The sequence below is a fragment of the Sphaerisporangium sp. NPDC049457 genome (assembly GCF_055586705.1).
The window spans coordinates 12678-31257 of the sequence record NZ_JBVJHR010000035.1; the positions used below are offsets into that span (position 1 = coordinate 12678).

An 18580-nucleotide genomic window follows, 5' to 3' on the forward strand; every position below is an offset into this window, starting at 1 on the left:
CTCAACGAGGACCACTCTCGTGTCCGGCACCGGATCATGAAAGTGGTCCGGCCAGGCAGCATGCTGCCCGGCAACTTCGTGCCTGTGACAACGGCGCGCGCACCTCGCGGGGACCGTATCGAGGCGCGGTCCGCCGGATCCATTCCGGCAGAAACTCATTACGCCGTCGCCGACATGGCCGAGGCTCAACGTCGCCCGCGCGACGCCCGGTGGTAGGCGATGAGCGCCGCGGCTCCGGCCGCGCAGGCGGCGGCGACCACTCCCATCACCGCTCCGTACCCGGCGACCTGCGCCAGAGCGGCGGCGGCCAGCGGCGCGGCGGCCCTCGCGGTCATCGAGAAGAACGCGACCCGCCCGGCCAGCGTGGCATAGGCGATGGTGCCGTAGCGCGCCGCGATCAGGTGGGGCTGGGTGACGGCCGCGACGCCGAACCCCATCCCGAACGCCAGCACGCAGCCCACCGCCCCCGCGACGCTCCCGCCGACGACCGGCAGCAGGAGCGCCGCCGCGCCCTGCACGGCGAAGATGACGGCGGCGACGACGGCGATCCCCATGCGACGCCGCAGGCCGGTGGTGACCAGCCGTCCGGTCACGGAGAGCACGCCGAGCAGGCCGGCGACTCCGGCGGCGAAGACGGGGGCATGACCGAGCCGCACGAGATAGGTGATCAGCAGGACGGCGACCGCGGACACCGCGGCGGCGTGCGCGGTGAAGGCGGTCACCAGCAGCCAGAACGGCCGCCCGCGTACCGCGGAGCGCAGGATGCCCGCCCTCTCCGCGGCAGAGCCGGACGCCGCGGCCTCCGGTCTCGCCTGCCCGTGGCGGCGCAGGAACACGGCGTGCAGCGGAATCGCGACGGTTCCGTAGAGCAAGGCCAGGACGACCAGCGCATGGCGCCAGCCGTACCGGTCGAGCAGCAGGCCCGACAGCGGCAGGAATACCGAGGAGGCGAACCCGGCGACGACGGTGACGGCGAGCAGCGCGCCGGCCCGCCGGCGTTCGTCGAACCAGCCGACCACGACGGCGAACGCCGGTTCGTACAGCACCATGGCCGAGGCGAGCCCGACGACGGCGAACACGCCGTACAGCTGCGGCAGGTTCTCCACGCGCGACCAGGCCAGCACGGCGAGCGCGCCGAGCACCGAACCCGCGGTCATCAGGCCCCGGCCACCCCGGGCGTCCAGCCATCGGCCGACCAAGGGGGCGCACAGGGCGGTCACCAGGACCGCCAGCGTGAGCGCGCCGGCGACCTGCGGACCGCTCGCCCGCAGATCGCTCCGCATCGGCGTCAGGAACACCGAGAAGGCGTAGTACAGCACCCCGTAGCCGACGGTCTGCGTCACGGCCAGCGCGGCGACCATCCGCCGCCCCTGGCCGGCACGAGGCCGGTCGCCGCCTCGGTCCTCGGAGGCGGCGACCGGGGAAACGGAACTCACTCGTGCTCCCGGGACGTCCGGGTCAGCCGCAGCAGCCACCACCGGAGTCGGCGCTCACCAGCGGCAGCGGCGTGGCGAGGAGTCCTCCGCTGAGGCCGGTCGCCAGGCCGACGCGGGCCTCCTGCTCTTCGGCGAGCTGAGAGGAGCACACGCCCGTCTCCGGCAGGTCGAGCCGGACGTCCCGGGCGGCGTCCCAGTCTCCGGCCAGCGCCGCCACCACGGACCGGACCTGCTCGTAGCCGGTCGCCATCAGGAACGTGGGAGCCCGGCCGTAACTCTTGACGCCCACCGCGTAGTAGCCCGTCTCGGGGTGGGCCAGCTCGTCCACGCCATGGCCCGGGACGGTGCCACAGGAGTGCTGGTTGGGATCGATGAGCGGCGCCAGCGCGCGGGTGGAGCCGAGGATCGGGTCCAGGTCGAGCCGCAGCTCGCTCGCGATCGAGTGGTCGGGCCGGTACCCGGTCGCCGACACGATGCGGTCGACGGTGACGGACTGTTCGGCACCGCCGGGATCGCGGCTGATCACCTGTATTCCGTCGTCACCGGTGGAGACCCGGTGGGTGTAGAAGCCGGTCAGCAGCTTGATCCGTCCGGAGTCGACCAGCGCGCGCAGGCGCGTGCCCAGAGCGCCGCGGGCCGGAAGCGCGTCCGCGGCGCCCCCGCCGTAGGTCCGGGTCGCGCTGCCGCCCCTGATCGCCCAGGTGATCGGCGTGTCGTCCAACTGGGCGAGCCCGAGGAGCGTGGTGGCGGCGGAATGCCCGGCGCCGACCACCAGGACCCGCTCGCCCTCGTAGGTGGCACGGTCGACGCCCAGCACATCGGGCAACGCGTGGTCGATCAGCTTCGCCGCGCCGGGCTCGCCATGGGCGGGCAGACCGGACGCGCCCAGGACGTTGGGCGTGGCGTACGTGCCGGAGGCGTCGATGACGGCCTTCGCCCGCAGTTCCTCGCCGCTGTCGAGACGGACGAGGAAGGGCGCCTGCTCGCGGCCGTTGGTGCGGACCCGGTCGTAGCCGAGGCGGCTGATCGCGGTGACCTTCGATCGGGTGCGCAGCCGGGGCGCGATGGCGGGGTGACCGGCGAGCGGGGCGAGGTAGCGCTCGATGAGCTCCGCGCCCGTCGGCAGCCACTCGGGATCGGGCGCCGTCCAGCCGTCCGCCTCGAGAAGACGGCGGGCGGCGGCGTCGATGTTGTACCGCCAGGGGCTGAAGACGCGTACATGCCCCCACTGGGCCACCGAGGCGCCGGCCTGTCCTCCGGCCTCCAGCACCAGGAAGTCAAAGCCGCGCTCGGCGAGATGAGCGGCGGCGGCCAGCCCGACCGGTCCCGCCCCTATCACCACGACGGGCAGGGCATGCGAGTCGGCCTTCGAGGGGAAGGGCTCGATATCCATGGTCACCGGACCGCAGCATCCGTCACTCATGATCCCTCTCCGTTTGCTCGTGTATGCAGATCCAAGCCGGCCGTGCCGGACTTGTTTTGAAATCCGTCTAAGCAGACTCTAGTCTGCCGCACTGCTTAGAGCTCTGTCAAATTAGATGGCTTTCAAAACATCCTATCCCCAAGATCGTCACCGCTCTCCTTCGTGCGGTGGACGATAAGGGCTTCCCTGGGGGTAATTAATCTAATATCGTCGATGGTAGATGAACAGAGACGTCGTCCCCCTCGAACGGGACTCGGCAGAGGAGTACGCGAGCTGGTTCAAGGCTCTGGCCGACGCCACTCGCATCCAGATCGTGTCGCTGTTGGCCCGGCACCGGGAGCCGCTGACGGTGGGGGAGATCGTCCAAGCCGTGCACATCGGCCAGTCGACGGTGTCCCACCATCTGAAGATTCTGGCCGAGGTGCGCTTCGTCCTGGTGGAGCGACGCGGCACCGCGAGTCTGTACCGCATCAACGAGACCTGCGTGAGTTGCTTCCCCACCGCCGCGGACGTGGTGATGGGCCGTCCCGTTCCCGTGACCCCCGCCTGCGAGTGAGGACCACGCGATGGCACCCGATGAAGCCGTGCACAACAGCCCGAGGACCGCTCTCTCCGGTGAGTCGGTCGCCGACGGCGCAGCGGACACCTCCGGCGAGGCGAGCCGCGAGGAGGTGACCGGACCGCCCGACGGAGCTGTACGGGCGAGCTCAAGCCGTGGCGATCCTGCCGTGGTGGCCGGCCTCCGTGCGGGCGAGATCGTCCTGGCCCTCGGTTGTGATGTCCTGCCGCCCGCGCGCATGGTCGGACCGTACGGCAAGGCCTACGGTCTGTACGCCGGCGCGGACATGCCGAGCCCGGTCCGGCGCGACGCCTCCGAGGCCGATGCGGCCAACGTCGAGTCGCTGCGTGGCACCATCGAGCACGTCCCGCTCCCGGACGGCTCTGTCGACGTGGTCATCTCCACCCGCGTGGCCGACCTCTCCGGCGACGCACCGGCGGCACTGGCCGAGGCGTTCCGCGTCCTCAAGCCCGGCGGACGTCTGGTTGTCAGCGACGTGGTCGTCCGCGACGACGCCGATCCCGCCGCCGCGCGTCCCGACGCCGGACGCCGGGCCGGCCGTACGGCAGGAGTCCTGGCCGCCGGGCGGTATCGCGATCTGCTGCTGGACTCGGGATTCGTCGCCGGCGCCCTCACCCTGACCGTCGATCACGGCGACGGCGTGCACGCGGCCATGGTCCGGGCCGTCAAACCCGCCTCCTCGCCGGGCATCACCATCCGCCCCATGCGTGAGGCGGACGCCGCCCGGGTCCTGGCCATCTACCAGGCCGGGCTGGACACCGGGAACGCCAGCTTCGAGACCACCGCCCCCACCTGGAACCACTTCGACCAGAGCAAGCTCCGCCGGCTCCGCTATGTCGCCGTCGACCTCGACACCGGCCACGTCGTAGGCTGGATCGCGGCCTCGCCGGTGTCGAACAGGGCCGTCTACGCCGGAGTGGTCGAGCACAGCATCTACGTCGACCCGTCCTACCGTGGGCGCGGCATCGGCCGTGACCTGCTCAATGCCTTCATCGACGCAAGCGAGACAGCCGGGGTGTGGACCATCCAGACCGGCGTCTTCCCCGAGAACGGCCCCAGCCTGCTGCTGCACCGCGCTTGCGGATTCCGCGTCGTCGGCACACGCGAGCGCATCGGACGCCACCACGGCATCTGGCGCGACGTGCTGTTCCTGGAGCGCAGAACGCCCGACACCCTGACATCAGCCGGCCCACCCACGCGGGGATGACCCAACGAGACGCTTGTCCCCCGCGGCCTCGAACGCGTGCTCCCCGGCGCGCGGTGATGGTTTCTGCGTAGCTGAAGACGGCGTGGGCGGGCGAGGTGCTTCCCGGGCATGCGGGATGGTCCTGCGGCCTGATGCTTCTGTACGGGTCCTATTCGGGGAGAGGCGGGCAACGCGGTTCTTGCCGTGACGGAGCCGTTCGGTGTGCGGCAAGCGCTTGCGCGGGACGGCGTGCGGCAAGGTGGGCCACGAGCTCACGGACGAGATGCCGGGCGTCGCGGCCGACGCCGCGCAGGGTGTTGGAGGAGGGGGTGCGCTGCCACTCCAGCCCGAGGTAGCCGAGACCGGGATGGGCTGTGGCATGGCCACGTGTGTGCCGCGGGAGGCCTGACTCGTCAAGTGCCCCCAACCGGTCCAAGTATCGAAGGTCAGGCCGGTAGCCGGTGGCGAACAGCACCACGTCGACGCGTTCACGACTGTCGGCGGCCCACACCAGCTCATCGCCGTCCAAACCGGTGAACATGGGGCGCCGATCCATCCGGGCATCGCGTAGCGCCTGGCGATAGATGCCGGTGTCCAGCACCGGGCCCCTGGGCGGGTCGCCCACCAGGCGGGCGGGGAAGCGGTCGAAGCCGGTGACGGCGAACCAGAAGTGCAGGTCCTTGCCGAGCGGGCGTTGATCGACGAAGCGGATCGGTTCGCGGGTGGCGAGGGTCACTGTGGCGGTCTCGGCGAGTTCGTAGGCGATCTGGACCGCGGAGTTGCCCGCGCCGACCACGATGACCCGCTTGCCGGCGAACGATGCGGGGCCGGTGTAATCGGCGGCATGAAGGATCTCTCCGGTGAAGCTCCCCTGTCCTGGCAGCGACGGCAGGTAGGGGTTCGCGAACGAGCCGCTCGCAGCGATCACAGTGGCGGCCGTGAAGGTGCCGCCATCGGCCGTGTGAACCCTGAAACGGTCATCTTCCGCGTCCACGGCATCGACGCGCGCACCGGTGCGGATATCCGCGCCGCGGCCGCTCAGATCACGTGCGTAACGGGCCAGGTACTCCACCACTTCGTCGCGGTGCGGATAGCGGTCGGGAGCACCCGGGAACGGCATGCCGGGCAGGGAGCTGTAGCGGGCGGGCGAGAACAGGGTGAGGCTGTCGTAGTAGTGCGGCCAGGACCCGGTCGCCTGTTCTGTGGCTTCAAGGAGGAGGGGCGAAAGGCCGGCGTCCAGCAGGGCCCGGGCGGCGGCCAAGCCTGACTGGCCCCCGCCGATGACGATGGTGTCCATGACGCGATCGTATCGTCAAATCGCGAAATTACAATATGATGGGTGTGGGGTGATGCTATGACCATGACGTCGAGCCCGGTGGAACTGAGCGAGCGGGCGCGCGGCCTGCTCAAGGCGCTGGCCAGCGAGACCCGCCAGCAGATCCTCATGCTGTTCGCCGGAGGCGCCGAGCTGACGGTGAACGAGGTGGCCGAACGCATGTCGCTGGCGCAGTCCGCGACCTCGACCCACCTGGCCGTGCTCAGGGACGGCGGGGTGCTGACCTCCCGCCGCGAATGGAAGACGGTCTACTACCGCGCCGACCCCGACCGCATCGGCGGCGGTCTCGCCGATCTCCAGCTCAGCCTGCACGCATGCTGCTCGCCCACCGAGTGCCGCCCAGGCGACCCTGCCGCAGGCGGCCGCGGCTGACTACCAGGTGGACGATTTCCCCTCGCTGCTGAATGGTCAACCGCCATCCGGTGATCGCCGAAGCCGCTGTCGGTGGCGTCCGCGCGGGAAGGGGAGGCGTCGTCATGCCTCGAGTTCGGCTATCAGCTTCTCCACGCGCACCTTGATCTCGTCGCGGATAGGGCGGAGATCCTCGATGCCCTTCCCGGCCGGGTCGTTGACCGTCCAGTCTTCGTACCGCTTGCCGGGGAAGATAGGGCAGGCATCGCCGCAGCCCATTGTGATGACCACGTCGGAGGCCTCGACGGCGTCCGTGGTGAGGATCTTCGGCGTCTGGTCGGTGATATCGATGCCGAGCTCGCGCATGGCCTCCACGGCGGTGGGGTTGACGCCGCCGGCGGGGGCGGAACCCGCAGAGCGCACCTCGATGCGGTCGCCGGCGAGCCGGCGGAGGAATCCGGCCGCCATCTGGGAGCGTCCGGCGTTGTGCACGCACACGAACAGGACGCTGGGCTTGCTGGTCATGGAGATCCTTCCGGCGACCGCGATTGCGGGTGGGACTGGTGTCGAGAGTTCGTTCAGGGGAGACGCACGATGGGCGTCAGCCGGTGGATCCGGCGGGAGATGTCATGAAAGGCATGGTCGAACGCCTGCTCCGTGCCCACGCGGACTGGATCCGGGACCGACCAGTGCAGTCGGCGATCGGTGTCGTCACGGAGCAGTTCATGTGCGTTGTCGCACACGGCGACCACCAGATCGTCCGGCCGCACGACGTCCGCCAGATGAGAAGTACGGGTCGCGTCGAGGGTCAGCCCATGCCCGCGCGCCACGGCGACGGCCTGGGGGTGCACCTCATCTACGGGCTCGGTGCCTGCGCAGGCGGCCGGCACCTCGCTCACATGCGCCCACAATGCCGCGGCGAGCTGGGACCGCGCAGAGTTCCGGGTGCACACGAAGACCACTCGGGGGGCTTCAAGGACGACCGCGGGCACCAGATCGCTGAGCGCGTCAGATCTCAGGCGCAGGTAGGTGCGTCGCTGGTCGCCTTCCGATCGGCATCGCTCCACCACGCCGGCCTCGTCGAGGACCTTCAAGTGGTGAGCGAGCAGGTTGGTGGGGAGTCCCATCGCCCGGCCGAGCTCTCCGGGGGAGGCGTCGCCCAGCAGCAGCCGATCGACGATCGACAGCCGCGCAGGATCGCCCAACGCCGCGTGCACACGAGCACGTGCCCGCACCGAGATTGCAAGCTCACTGTTCATTGACTCAAAATATATTGAGTGAAGTGTCCGTCGTCAACTCACGGTCGCCGGCTGAGCATGGTCAAGGTCATGGTGCTTCGTCCGTGCAGGCTGGGCGGGCGTGTCCGCATCCATTCCCTCCGCTGTCGGATGCCGCCCCTGTCGGGCGGCCTGGCCGTGGACCTCACCTGTTTGGAGGGCGGGGAAGCGTGATGGCTGACACCGTGCCGAAAAGCGCCCCGCAGATGACCGCGATGATCGCACCGTCGACGAACGGAGAGATGGCCGACGCCCAGGCGACCGCCGCGATCACTCCCCATAACGGCCGGTGGTCCGCGCACCACTGCCAGAGGGTCAGCAGTCGCTCAATCATGGTCACGCTCCCGTCGGATCGCCCTTCGTTCTGCTGTCAGGGTCAACCATTGTCCACAAGGGTGACGTTGCCAACAGCGGATATAGACAGGCTTCTATGTTTTATGACTTGGCTGCCTCGCATTCACTTCATGTTCACATAGACACTCTTCTATGTCTAACGACCCGGTAGTCGCCGGGTGCCAGCGCCGGAGGGGTCGACCAGCCGGCGGAACGAAGCAGAGGCGGATTTGAAGTGATCACCACCCTGCGCGGACGTGTCGGTCCGTTTGTCGCTGTGGCCGGTCTGGCCATCACGTTGGCCGCATGCGGGGGCGGCAACTCGAACACCTCGACCGGCGGTGGTACCGCGGCCGGCGGCGGGGCCGAACAGCTTTCCGGAACCATCAGAATCGACGGCTCCAGCACTGTGGCGCCGTTGAGCACGGCCGCCTCCGAACTGTTCAAGGAGGAGCAGCCCAGAGTCCAGGTTCCGGTCGGAACCTCGGGGACGGGCGGCGGTTTCGAGAAGTTCTGCGCCGGTGAGACCGACATCTCCGACGCCTCTCGTCCGATCAAGGATGAGGAGAAGGCCGCCTGCCAGGCGAAGGGCATCACCTACGAGGAGTTCACGGTCGCCAACGACGCGCTCACCGTTGTCGTGCCCAAGGAGAACACCTGGGCCACCTGCTTGACCGTGGACCAGCTGAAGAGGATCTGGGAGCCGGACTCCAAGGTCTCGTCCTGGAACCAGATCGACCCCAAGTTCCCCGACGAGCCGCTCAAGCTCTTCGGGCCGGGCACCGACTCCGGCACGTTCGACTACTTCACCGACGTCATCAACGGTGAGGAGGGCAAGAGCCGGACCGACTACCAGCCCTCCGAGGACGACAACGTGATCGTTCAGGGTGTGGCCGGATCCAAGGGCGGGCTCGGCTACTTCGGGTTCTCCTACTTCGAGGAGAACGCCGACAAGCTCAAGGCCGTGCAGGTCGACGGGGGAAGCGGCTGTGTCACCCCCAGCTCCCAGGCCGCGCAGGACGGCACTTACAAGCCGCTGTCCCGGCCGCTGTTCATCTACCCGGCGGCTTCGGCGCTGAAGCGCCCCGAGGTACGGGCATTCGTCGAGTTCTACGTGGCGAACCACGCGGAGATCGCCAAGCAGTCCAAGTTCGTGCCGCTCAACGCGACCCAGGAGACCGAGCTCGAGGGTGACCTGGAGAAGCTCAAGCAGCAGGCCGGTCAGTGACATGGCGGCCGTGAACCAGTGTGCGAGAGCGCTGTGACGGTCTCCGCCCGATCGCTCGCCGCAGGGGCCTCCTCCCGGTCCCTGCGGCGCACGCGCCCCCGTTACGGCGAGACGGCGGTCAAAGGCGCACTCATGACCGCCGCCCTGGTGTCCGTCGCGACCACCGTCGGCATCGTCATCTCCCTGCTGCCGCCGACCGTGAGGTTCTTCGGCAAGGTGAGTATCGGGGAGTACTTCACCGACACTCAGTGGACGCCGCTGTTCGGCGAAGGGCAGCAGCACTATGGAGTACTGCCGCTGCTCAGCGCCACCCTACTGATCACGGCGATCGCCATCGTCGTGGCCGTTCCGCTCGGCCTCGCCGCGGCCATCTATCTCAGCGAGTACGCCTCGCCCCGCGTCCGTGCGACTTTCAAGCCGATTCTCGAAGTCCTCGCCGGTATTCCCACCGTCGTCTACGGCTTCTTCGCACTGACCTTTCTCACTCCGCTCCTTCGCGATATCTGGCCAGGGGGAGAGGGGCCGGACGTGTTCAACGCCCTGTCGGCCGGTCTGGTGATGGGCATCATGATCATCCCGACGGTGGCGTCGTTGTCGGAGGACGCGATGGCGGCCGTGCCCAACTCGCTGAGGCAGGGCGCCTACGCCCTCGGGTCCACCCGCAGAATCGTGGCGGTCCGCGTGGTGCTGCCGGCCGCGCTGTCGGGGATCGTTGCGGCCGTCGTGCTGGCGATCTCACGCGCTGTCGGGGAGACGATGATCGTGGCCATCGCCGCCGGGCTCAGGCCGGACCTGTCGTTCAACCCATTGGACGCGATGCAGACCATGACCGGCTACATCGCCGCGGCCGGCTCCGGTGACCTGCCGACGAGTTCCTTCGACTACACCACGATCTTCGCGGTGGGGGCGCTGCTCTTCGTGCTGACGTTCGTGATGAACGTGATCAGCATCAGGCTGGTCCGCAAGTACCGGGAGGTGTACGAATGACGGGCGTACGACTGCGCAAGCGCTCCCGGCCCGCCGAGCCGGCCTTCAAGGCCGTGCTGCTGGCCAGCCTCGTCGTCGCGGTCCTGTTCCTCGTGGTGCTGCTCGCCTTCGTCCTCACCCAGGGCTGGCCACGGCTCGACGCGCGCTTGTGGGAGAATTTCCCTTCGAAATTGCACCCTGAGCAGGCGGGCGCACAGTCGGCCATCATCGGCACCGTCTACGTCATCGCCCTGACGGCCGTGTTCTGCCTGCCGATCGGCATAGCCAGCGCCATCTATCTGGAGGAGTACGCCGACTCGACACGCTGGTACAACCGGCTGATCGAGTTGAACATCCAGAACCTGGCCGCCGTGCCGTCCATCGTCTACGGCATCCTCGGCCTGGGGATCATCGCACGCGGCATCGGCTTCGGGGCGAGCATTCTGACGGCTTCGCTGACCTTGTCGCTGCTGGTGTTGCCCATCGTCATCATCTCGGCCCGGGAAGCCATCAGAGCGGTGCCGAACTCCATACGTCTCGGCTCGCTGGCATTGGGCGCAACCCAGTGGCAGACCATCCGCCGCCAGGTGCTGCCCGCCGCGATCCCGGGAATCGCCACGGGGTCGATCCTCGCGCTGTCCCGGGCGATAGGCGAGGCGGCGCCGCTTCTGCTGCTGGGTGCGGTGACCTACATCGCGTTCAACCCCGCGAGCATCCTGGACCTGTACACGGTGCTCCCCATCCAGATCTACAACTGGATCGCCCAGCCGGAAGCGGAGTTCCGCACACTGGCCGCGGCCGCGATCGTCATCCTGCTGGTCATTTTGCTGGTGCTGAACTCGCTGGCGATCTGGCTGCGCAACCGCTACCAGAAGCGCTGGTGACCCTGATGACTCCTTCCCGCTCGACCATCGACCAGGTGGAAGCCATGCCCGACAGCACCCCCGTGTCGCCGTCCCTCACCCCCGGCGGCAGGAACGAACGGCACGCGCCCGTCCCGGAAGGCGCGTACGACACAAGGCACGATCGACCCGAGCCCCCCCTGGACGACCCGGTGTTCGAAGTGTCCGGCCTGAACGTCCACTACGGATCCTACGAAGCGGTTCGCGACGTCTCCATGACGATCGGCGCGCAGCAGATCACCGCGATGATCGGCCCGTCGGGCTGTGGCAAGAGTACGGTCCTGCGTTGCTTCAACCGCATGAACGATCTCGTACCGGGCGCGCATGTCCAAGGCAAGATCAGCTATCACGGTGAGGATCTTTACGCCGACTACATCGACCCCATTGAGGTGCGGCGCCGCATCGGCATGGTCTTCCAGAAGCCGAACCCTTTTCCCAAGTCCATCTACGACAACATCGCCTACGGCCCGAGGGTCAACGGCGTGCGGCGCGGCATGGACGACATCGTCGAGCAGGCCTTGACCGGCGCCGCCCTGTGGGACGAGGTCAAGGACAAGCTCAAGGAGAGTGCCCTGGCCCTGTCCGGAGGACAGCAGCAGCGGCTGTGCATCGCGCGCACCATTGCGGTCCAGCCCGAGGTCATCTTGATGGACGAGCCCTGCTCGGCGCTCGACCCCATCGCCACCGCCAAGATCGAAGACCTGATGCACACGCTGGCCCGCACCTACGCGATCATCATCGTGACCCACAACATGCAGCAGGCGGCACGTGTCTCCGACCGCACCGCCTTCTTCACCGCGGAACTCGACGAAAACGGCGTACGGCATGGGCGGCTCGTCGAGTATGCGGAGACGGGGAAGCTTTTCACCACGCCGTCCGACAAACGGACCGAGGGCTACATCACCGGCCGCTTCGGGTGAGACGGAGGTGGTGATCGCCATGCCGACCGCGGAATCCCCGACGGAACCGGGCGCCGGTGAACCCGTTCGATTCCTCGGCGAAGCACCCCTCGTCCTGATGATCGTCGACGCCACGTGGGAGGCCGTGGAGCTTCTCGTGGCGGAGCTGTCGCGCCGTGATGTGGAGGTGATCTGGTGCTCCGACGGAGCCGAAGCCTTGCTGAAGGCGGGGGCGCGGACGCCCGATGTCGTGCTGGCCTCCGCGGATATCCCCGTCCTGTGCGGGGCGGAGCTGACACGGGCGCTGCGCCGGAATCTGGACACCCCTGTGATCATTGGAGTGAGCGGATCGGACGCGCAGGAGACGGCCGCCAAGGCGCTCGAGGCGGGGGCCATCGCCTGCGTCTCCAAGCCTTACCGGCTGGAGCAACTGCTCCCGATGGTGATCGCGGCCAAGAACAACGAGAACAGCGCCCCCGTCCTCGAACGGGGCGTTCTGCTCCTCGATCCCGCCGCGGTCACGGTCCACCTGCGGGGTGTGCCCGTTCACCTTCCACTTCGAGAGTTCCAGCTCTTGCACCTGCTGATGAGACGTCCCGGTACGGTTCTGCGCCGGGAGCAGATCTACCGGCTCATCTGGGGCGCCGGCGCGCATGCGACGACCAACACCCTGGCAGTGCACGTCAAACGGCTGCGCGCACGACTGGGGGACAACCAGGAGGAACCTCGGATCATCCAGACCGTGCGGGGGGTCGGCTACCGTTTCGTCAGCCCGGCCGAATAGCCCCCTTCCCCATGGGCGGCGGCATGGTCGTACTCTTGGGGGCGTGTCAGAGCCGGCGTTCAACGACGAGATCTCGCCAGGCGACAGAAGTGCCCCGTTCCCAGGACCGGCCTTGTCCCGTCAGGACGCCGAAGCGGTCGCGCGCGTGCTGAAGGCCGTTGCCGACCCTACCCGCCTCCAACTCCTGAGCATGATCGACGGGAGCGAGAACGGCGAGGCGTGCGTCTGCGACCTCACCGAGCCGTTGGGACTCACCCAACCCACGATCAGTCACCACCTCAAACTCATGGTGGACGCCGGGATCCTCATGAGGGAGAAGCGTGGGGTATGGGCGATGTACTCCATCGTTCCCGAGCGGATCGACGCGCTACGCGCGTTCCTGCCTCCACGTTGAGGCGCTGGACAGCGTCACTGAGGACGGAGAAGATAGACGCATGGCTATATCTGCAGTAGATACCGCACAGGGCGCAGCGCCTATGGTGTGTGTGGCATCCGCGCCGGGTCGGCCGATCGAAGCAGATGTGGCACGTTGGCTCGCCGGTCTTTTCGGGGAACTGGGCGATCCGCTTCGGCTGCGCCTTCTCGCTCTCTCCACCACGAAGAGCCATATCGGCGCGTTGGAGTGCGCAAGGGTCCTGAGAGAGCCGGGCCAGATCGTCATGGAGCATCTGGAGGGCCTCGCCGCGGCCGGTTTCCTGGCTGCCGACACGAGGGACGGATGCCGGGAGTACCACCTCACGGAGTTCGGCGCCGCTTTATTCGACATGCTGAACCTTCTCGTCTGACCGTTCATCCTTCCGTCGGCGAAAATTCATCCTCCTGCGCATCGCCCGTATGAGCTGCGCATATAGATTGATGTCGATGCGATGGGCAAGGCTGATCCGGTAACCGCGCAGGAGTCCTGACAGCATCGTCGGCCCACGGCGGTCCGGATGGTACGCCGAGCGCCCTACTCGGCATCGAACGGCGTCCGGGAGTCGCTGGGCCGATCTCACTGATGCGCCGGCACGGCCTTCGCGTCTACGTCATCACCGCCGGCGCCGGCGGATGCCGCGGGCCGAAACGAACTCTTCCTGAGGACGGTCGATGGACACACTCGATGAATTCCGCCACTTCGACAACGACGGCGTGCTGAAGCGCATAGCGGAGCGGTGCGCGCGGAAGTTCGCCGGCATCTTCTCCCAGGAGACCATCGAACTGTACGTGCGCGAGTCGTATCTGGCTCTGTATCGGACCGCGCGGGTCAAAAGCCACCTGCATGTGCTCACCCAGCGTTTCGCGGCCGACCGGCTGACCGCCTTGGCACAGGTGAAGGGGCTGACTCCCAAGCCGGTCATCGAGATCCTGTTCGTCTGCACCCAGAACGCCGGGCGTTCCCAGATGGCCGCGGCGCTCATGAACGATCATGCGCAGGGCCGGGTGCACGTGCGCACGGCCGGTGCCGAACCGGCGTCCGACATCGAACCGGCCGTCGTGGCGGCTCTGCTCGAAGTGGGGCTCGACGTCTCTACCGAGTTCCCCAAGCCTCTCACCGACGACGTACTCCGAGCAGCTGACGTCATCGTCACAATGGGCTGCGGAGACGCCTGCCCGATCTACCCAGGCAAGCGGTATTTGGACTGGGCGCTGCCCGACCCTCAAGGGAGAAGCGTAGAAGAGGTGGGGGTGATCCGAGACCTGATCGACACTCACGTCCGCGCCCTGCTCGACGAGCTTCAGCCCGCGGTCGGTCACCACCGCTGAGGCGGCGAAGTGGCCACGCGGCGAAAGCCGTGGCCGAACCGGGCCGGCGTCGTGGACAAGCAGTGGCGCCGAGCGAGTCGGGTGGGGGCTTGACCGGTCAGCGACGGGGCGGATCGCATGAGCGAATACTGTCGCGATAACATCAGTGTGTGCTGATGTCATTAGATGCTGATCTGATCAGAGTGCTGGCGGATCCGCTCCGGCTTCGAATCGTTTCCCTGCTCGCCCGTGAGACCTTGTGCACTACCCATCTGGTCACGGAGACCGGGGCGCGGCAGACCAACCTGTCCAACCACCTGCGCGTGCTGCGCGATGCGGGTGTGGTGGAGACGGAGCCGTGCGGCCGCTTCACCTACTACCGCCTCAGACCCGAGGTCATCGCCTCCCTTGCCGGTCAGTTCGGCGAGCTGGCCGAGACCGCCCGTGCCACCGCCGCCGCAGACAACAAGAGGGCCTGCCCATGACCACCCGAGAAATGACCGGCCAACCGCCGGACGGTGCCGCCGGCGTCGTCGGCAAGCTCTCCACCCTTGATCGCTTCCTGGCGGTATGGATCATCGTCGCCATGGCGCTGGGCCTCGGGCTCGGCCGCCTCATCCCCGGCTTGGGCGACGTCCTGTCCAAGGTCGAAATCGGCGGTATCTCACTGCCCATCGCGGCCGGTCTGCTGATCATGATGTATCCGGTGCTGGCCAAGGTCCGCTACGACCGGCTGGACGCCGTCACCGGCGACAGGCGGCTGATGGCCTCCTCGCTGGTGGCCAACTGGGTGGTCGGCCCGGCCGTGATGTTCGCCCTGGCGTGGATCTTCCTGCCCGACCTGCCGGAATACCGGACGGGGCTGATCATCGTAGGTCTCGCGCGCTGCATCGCCATGGTGATCATCTGGAATGACCTGGCGTGCGGCGACCGGGAGGCGGCCGCCGTACTGGTGGCGCTGAACTCACTGTTCCAGGTCCTGGTGTTCGGCCTGCTCGGCTGGTTCTACCTCGACCTGCTGCCGGGGTGGCTCGGTCTTGGAGAGGGGCAGCACCTCGACATCTCCGCACTCAAGATCGCACTGAACGTCGTCATCTTCCTCGGTATCCCGCTGCTCGCCGGCTTCCTCACCCGCCGCCTCGGAGAACGGAGGCTCGGACGCGAGCGTTACGAGGCCGTGGTGCTGCCGAAGATCGGACCATGGGCCCTGTACGGGCTGCTGTTCACCATTGTGATCCTGTTCGCCCTGCAGGGGAAGGCGATCACCTCCCAGCCCGGCGACGTTGCCCGTATCGCCCTGCCATTGCTGGCGTACTTCGCGGTCATGTGGTTCGGCGCTTTCGCTCTCGGCAGGGTTCTGGGCTTGCCGTATGACCGCACCGCGACCCTGGCCTTCACCGCGGCGGGCAACAATTTCGAGCTGGCCATCGCCGTCGCCATCGCGACCTTCGGCGTCACCTCCGGCCAGGCCCTGTCCGGGGTCGTCGGGCCGCTCATCGAAGTCCCGGTACTTGTGGCTTTGGTCTATGTCTCGCTGGCCTGGCGCAGAAGATTCACCCCCGCTGTCCGGTAAGGTGACCCGTTGAAGAGGAGGCCAGGCTCTACCCGGCTGTTGAGCCGGGCCTCCGGGCCAGAGCGAGGTAGGCGATCGGGCCGAAGGGCTGGACGGCCAGGACCGGCCACCACAGTGCCTTGTGGCCGCGTAGCCGGTTCTGCGGGCGACGGAACAGATCGGCGGCGGCGGTCGCGGTCAGTGCCATCTCCACCGAGGCGAGCGTCAAGAGGATCGTCTGCTGCCGCGGCGTGAGATCCGCCCACCGCCTGGACCGGCCCGGACATTCACTCGTCCGCCGCTCCGTGATTTGCGCAGTATCGGATGCTTCTTTCACCTTTCTCCCTTCAGAGATCTCGCACAGATCCGGCGTGGGCGGTGCGGCCGAGTCGCAGGCCGTTCCTCAACGGCTCAGCACGACCTTCAGCGCTCCGGTCTTCGCCGGGTCGCTGAACACCTCGTAGGCCTTCTCGAAGTCGTTGAGGGCGAAGCGGTGGGTGACCAGTCCGCCGACGTCCAGCCGTCCTTCATCGAGCATCTTGAGCAAGGTCGGCGTGGAATAGGTGTCGACCAGCCCGGTCGTGATCGTGAGGTTGCGGATCCACAGGTCTTCCAGGTGCAGCGTGGCCGGCTTTCCGTGAACACCGACGTTGGCCACCCGGCCTCCCGGGCGGGTGAGGCCGGTGCACAGTTCGAACGTCTCGGGCGTGCCGACGGCCTCGATCAGCACGTCGGCGCCGAGGCCGCCGGTCACCGAGTGGACGACCTCCAACGGGTCGTCTTCGGGCTTGATCGTGATGTCGGCCCCGAACCGCTTGGCGGCGTCGAGCCGGGGCTCCGCCTTGTCGATGGCGATGACCAGGGATGGCGTGAACAGTTGGGCGGTCAGGATGGCGGCCAGCCCGATGGGCCCGGCCCCCACTACTGCCACGGTGTCGCCGGGGCGGACCCGGCCGTTGAGGACACCGACCTCGTAGGAGGTGGGAAGGATGTCGGCGAGCAGAACGGCCGCCTCGTCGGTCGTGCGGGCCGGCAGCTTGTACGTGGACAGGTCGGCGAACGGGATCCGCGCGAACTCGGCCTGGACACCGTCGATCAGGTGGCCCAGCATCCAGCCGCCTCCGTTGCGGCACTGGCCGTAGACGCTTCTCCTGCAGTAGGCGCACACGCCGCAGGCGGAGATGCAGGAGGCCACGACGCGGTCACCGGGCACCAGCCCGCTGACTCCGCTGCCGATCCCGACGACGGTACCGACCGCCTCGTGGCCGAGAATCCGTCCCTGTTCGACCTCGGGGACGTCACCGGCCAGGATGTGGAGGTCCGTTCCGCAGATCGTGACCATGTCCACTTGGATGATGGCATCACGGGGATCGATGATCGCGGGATCGGGCACCTGGGTCCACGACCTCTGCCCGGGGCCTGCGTAAACCAGAGCTTTCACTGTCTCCTCCTCGATGGACTCACCGCAGGGAAGTTCCATCGTCACCAGCGTCCGGCGGATCGACGGCCGCAGACAGTGCCCGCCGACCCGACCAAGCGGGACCAACGTCCCGGAGCGGAACCGATCGCCCGCGCGGCGCCTGACGCCGGGGCCGCGCAGCCATGGATGGCTCTGGACCACATCCTCGATCACGTCGACATCGGGATACGTCCGCCGCGAGCCGGCCGGCGTCGTGGCAGAGGTGGTTGACGGTCCGCCGTCGGCCGAGCCGGAAGCACCGAAGGTGATCTCGGGCTTCGCCGGAACCCGCTGTTGGATCGGCCCTCATCTCCGCCCGGCGAACAGAGTGTCGTCCTCCTGCCACCGCAGTTCGTCGAGCACGTCGATCACGCCGTTGACCCGCTCGATCATGGCCACGATGGTCCGGGCCTCGCTGTGGTGGGCGATATGACCGCCCACGGTCACCACGCCCTGTGACACCGAGACGTGGACCCCTGAGGTGTCCATCCACAAAGGGCCGCTGAGAATGTCGTCGCGGATCTCGGCGGCGATGTCCTCGTCGGTCCGTGTGAAGACCTTGAGCAGGTCGTGACGGCTGACGATGCCCACCAGCACACCTTCCTCGTCGACCACCGGCAGCCGTTTGACCCCGTGCACGTCCATGGCACGTGCGGCGGCCACCACACTGGCGTACGGCCTGACGGTGATCGCCGGCGTGCTCATCAGCTCGACGGCCGTCTCGCCCCGCGCCTTGTCCTCCGGGTCGGAACCCCCGCCGACGCGCCGGCGCAGCCGTGCCCGGAGGGGAGGCCGGTAGTCCTCGCCGTAGTACCGCTGCCTGAACTCCTCCTTGCGCAGCAGATCGGCCTCGGAGAGGACGCCGATCACGTGCCCCTCGCCGTCCACCACCGGCACGGCGCTCACGCCGTGGTGCACGAGCACCTCCGCCACGTCCTTGAAGGGTGTGCTGCCGTTGACGGAGGCGACCTCAGTGGTCATCACGTCCCGCACCTTCTTGTGCATGATCGGCTCCCTCCGCGCGCTGTCGAGGCACCTGTCTCGGTGCGAGCGTCCCCGCCCACCGGTGCGCTCATGCGACATCCACGCTCCTCTTCATCGAATCCTGGAACGGGACCAGGAGCGTAGAGACGGAGGTCCCTGTGC

General features: G+C 67.9%; 22 protein-coding genes. 13 read left to right on the top strand and 9 right to left on the bottom strand.

Annotated elements, in window-relative coordinates; genetic code table 11:
* Window positions 1-185: 185 nt before the first annotated feature.
* A complete protein-coding gene (locus ACZ6QO_RS36685; protein WP_465857927.1) occupies window positions 186-1436 on the bottom strand; it encodes an MFS transporter in 1251 nt (416 codons plus the stop codon).
* 22 nt (window positions 1437-1458) lie between these two features.
* Complete coding sequence (locus ACZ6QO_RS36690) at window positions 1459-2829, bottom strand: FAD-dependent oxidoreductase (protein ID WP_465857983.1); 1371 nt, start codon at window positions 2827-2829, stop codon at window positions 1459-1461.
* A 250-nt stretch (window positions 2830-3079) separates the two neighbouring features.
* Here ACZ6QO_RS36690 and ACZ6QO_RS36695 point away from each other — a divergent pair, with 250 nt between their 5' ends.
* Window positions 3080-3415, top strand: a complete 336-nt coding sequence (locus tag ACZ6QO_RS36695) for an ArsR/SmtB family transcription factor (protein ID WP_465857929.1) — start codon at window positions 3080-3082, stop codon at window positions 3413-3415.
* A 10-nt stretch (window positions 3416-3425) separates the two neighbouring features.
* On the top strand, window positions 3426-4646 hold the full coding sequence (locus ACZ6QO_RS36700; RefSeq protein ID WP_465857931.1) for a GNAT family N-acetyltransferase: 1221 nt from the start codon (window positions 3426-3428) through the stop codon (window positions 4644-4646).
* A 148-nt stretch (window positions 4647-4794) separates the two neighbouring features.
* Here the strand turns inward: ACZ6QO_RS36700 and ACZ6QO_RS36705 are convergent, their stop codons facing one another.
* Window positions 4795-5922 (bottom strand): flavin-containing monooxygenase, encoded by a 1128-nt coding sequence (locus ACZ6QO_RS36705; protein ID WP_465857933.1) that lies wholly within the window; start codon window positions 5920-5922, stop codon window positions 4795-4797.
* A gap of 57 nt (window positions 5923-5979) precedes the next feature.
* On the opposite strand from ACZ6QO_RS36705, the gene ACZ6QO_RS36710 reads away from it, so the two are divergent.
* Entirely contained in the window at window positions 5980-6333 is a 354-nt protein-coding gene (locus ACZ6QO_RS36710) for an ArsR/SmtB family transcription factor (protein WP_465857935.1), read from the top strand.
* A 102-nt stretch (window positions 6334-6435) separates the two neighbouring features.
* Here ACZ6QO_RS36710 and ACZ6QO_RS36715 read toward each other — a convergent pair whose 3' ends face one another.
* From ACZ6QO_RS36715 to ACZ6QO_RS36725, 3 genes are all read right to left on the bottom strand, one after another.
* A complete protein-coding gene (locus ACZ6QO_RS36715; protein ID WP_465857937.1) occupies window positions 6436-6837 on the bottom strand; it encodes an arsenate reductase ArsC in 402 nt (133 codons plus the stop codon).
* 53 nt (window positions 6838-6890) lie between these two features.
* Complete coding sequence (locus tag ACZ6QO_RS36720) at window positions 6891-7571, bottom strand: arsenate reductase/protein-tyrosine-phosphatase family protein (protein ID WP_465857939.1); 681 nt, start codon at window positions 7569-7571, stop codon at window positions 6891-6893.
* 163 nt (window positions 7572-7734) lie between these two features.
* Entirely contained in the window at window positions 7735-7923 is a 189-nt protein-coding gene (locus tag ACZ6QO_RS36725) for a hypothetical protein (protein ID WP_465857941.1), read from the bottom strand.
* Window positions 7924-8199: 276 nt separating this feature from the next.
* Here ACZ6QO_RS36725 and ACZ6QO_RS36730 point away from each other — a divergent pair, with 276 nt between their 5' ends.
* The 10 genes from ACZ6QO_RS36730 (at window position 8200) to arsB (ending at window position 15996) form a co-directional block, all read left to right on the top strand.
* Entirely contained in the window at window positions 8200-9150 is a 951-nt protein-coding gene (locus tag ACZ6QO_RS36730; protein ID WP_465857943.1) for a PstS family phosphate ABC transporter substrate-binding protein, read from the top strand.
* A gap of 33 nt (window positions 9151-9183) precedes the next feature.
* Window positions 9184-10137: a phosphate ABC transporter permease subunit PstC gene (gene pstC / locus ACZ6QO_RS36735; protein ID WP_465857945.1), complete on the top strand. Its 954-nt coding sequence runs from the start codon at window positions 9184-9186 to the stop codon at window positions 10135-10137.
* Window positions 10134-11000 (top strand): phosphate ABC transporter permease PstA, encoded by an 867-nt coding sequence (pstA, locus tag ACZ6QO_RS36740; protein ID WP_465857946.1) that lies wholly within the window; start codon window positions 10134-10136, stop codon window positions 10998-11000. Before pstC ends, pstA begins: the two co-directional genes overlap by 4 nt.
* Before the next feature lie 44 nt (window positions 11001-11044).
* Window positions 11045-11938 carry a phosphate ABC transporter ATP-binding protein PstB gene (gene pstB / locus ACZ6QO_RS36745; protein ID WP_465857985.1) on the top strand — a complete coding sequence of 298 codons (894 nt, stop codon included), beginning with the start codon at window positions 11045-11047 and terminating at the stop codon, window positions 11936-11938.
* Window positions 11939-12035: 97 nt separating this feature from the next.
* A complete protein-coding gene (locus ACZ6QO_RS36750) occupies window positions 12036-12701 on the top strand; it encodes a response regulator transcription factor (protein ID WP_465857948.1) in 666 nt (221 codons plus the stop codon).
* A 43-nt stretch (window positions 12702-12744) separates the two neighbouring features.
* Entirely contained in the window at window positions 12745-13095 is a 351-nt protein-coding gene (locus ACZ6QO_RS36755; RefSeq protein WP_465857950.1) for an ArsR/SmtB family transcription factor, read from the top strand.
* A gap of 91 nt (window positions 13096-13186) precedes the next feature.
* Window positions 13187-13486 (top strand): hypothetical protein, encoded by a 300-nt coding sequence (locus ACZ6QO_RS36760; protein WP_465857952.1) that lies wholly within the window; start codon window positions 13187-13189, stop codon window positions 13484-13486.
* A gap of 301 nt (window positions 13487-13787) precedes the next feature.
* Window positions 13788-14444, top strand: a complete 657-nt coding sequence (locus ACZ6QO_RS36765; protein ID WP_465857955.1) for an arsenate-mycothiol transferase ArsC — start codon at window positions 13788-13790, stop codon at window positions 14442-14444.
* A 155-nt stretch (window positions 14445-14599) separates the two neighbouring features.
* Window positions 14600-14908, top strand: coding sequence for an ArsR/SmtB family transcription factor (locus ACZ6QO_RS36770; protein ID WP_465857987.1), 309 nt, complete (start codon window positions 14600-14602; stop codon window positions 14906-14908).
* Window positions 14905-15996 carry an ACR3 family arsenite efflux transporter gene (gene arsB, locus ACZ6QO_RS36775; RefSeq protein WP_465857956.1) on the top strand — a complete coding sequence of 364 codons (1092 nt, stop codon included), beginning with the start codon at window positions 14905-14907 and terminating at the stop codon, window positions 15994-15996. The genes ACZ6QO_RS36770 and arsB overlap by 4 nt, the downstream gene beginning before the upstream one ends.
* Window positions 15997-16024: 28 nt before the next feature.
* On the opposite strand, the gene ACZ6QO_RS36780 is transcribed toward arsB, so the two are convergent.
* The 3 genes from ACZ6QO_RS36780 to ACZ6QO_RS36790 form a co-directional block, all read right to left on the bottom strand.
* Entirely contained in the window at window positions 16025-16183 is a 159-nt protein-coding gene (locus ACZ6QO_RS36780) for a PLDc N-terminal domain-containing protein (RefSeq protein ID WP_465857989.1), read from the bottom strand.
* 195 nt (window positions 16184-16378) lie between these two features.
* Window positions 16379-17416: a zinc-dependent alcohol dehydrogenase family protein gene (locus tag ACZ6QO_RS36785; protein ID WP_465857958.1), complete on the bottom strand. Its 1038-nt coding sequence runs from the start codon at window positions 17414-17416 to the stop codon at window positions 16379-16381.
* Window positions 17417-17740: 324 nt separating this feature from the next.
* Complete coding sequence (locus ACZ6QO_RS36790) at window positions 17741-18439, bottom strand: CBS domain-containing protein (protein WP_465857960.1); 699 nt, start codon at window positions 18437-18439, stop codon at window positions 17741-17743.
* Between the last annotated feature and the right edge of the window lie 141 nt (window positions 18440-18580).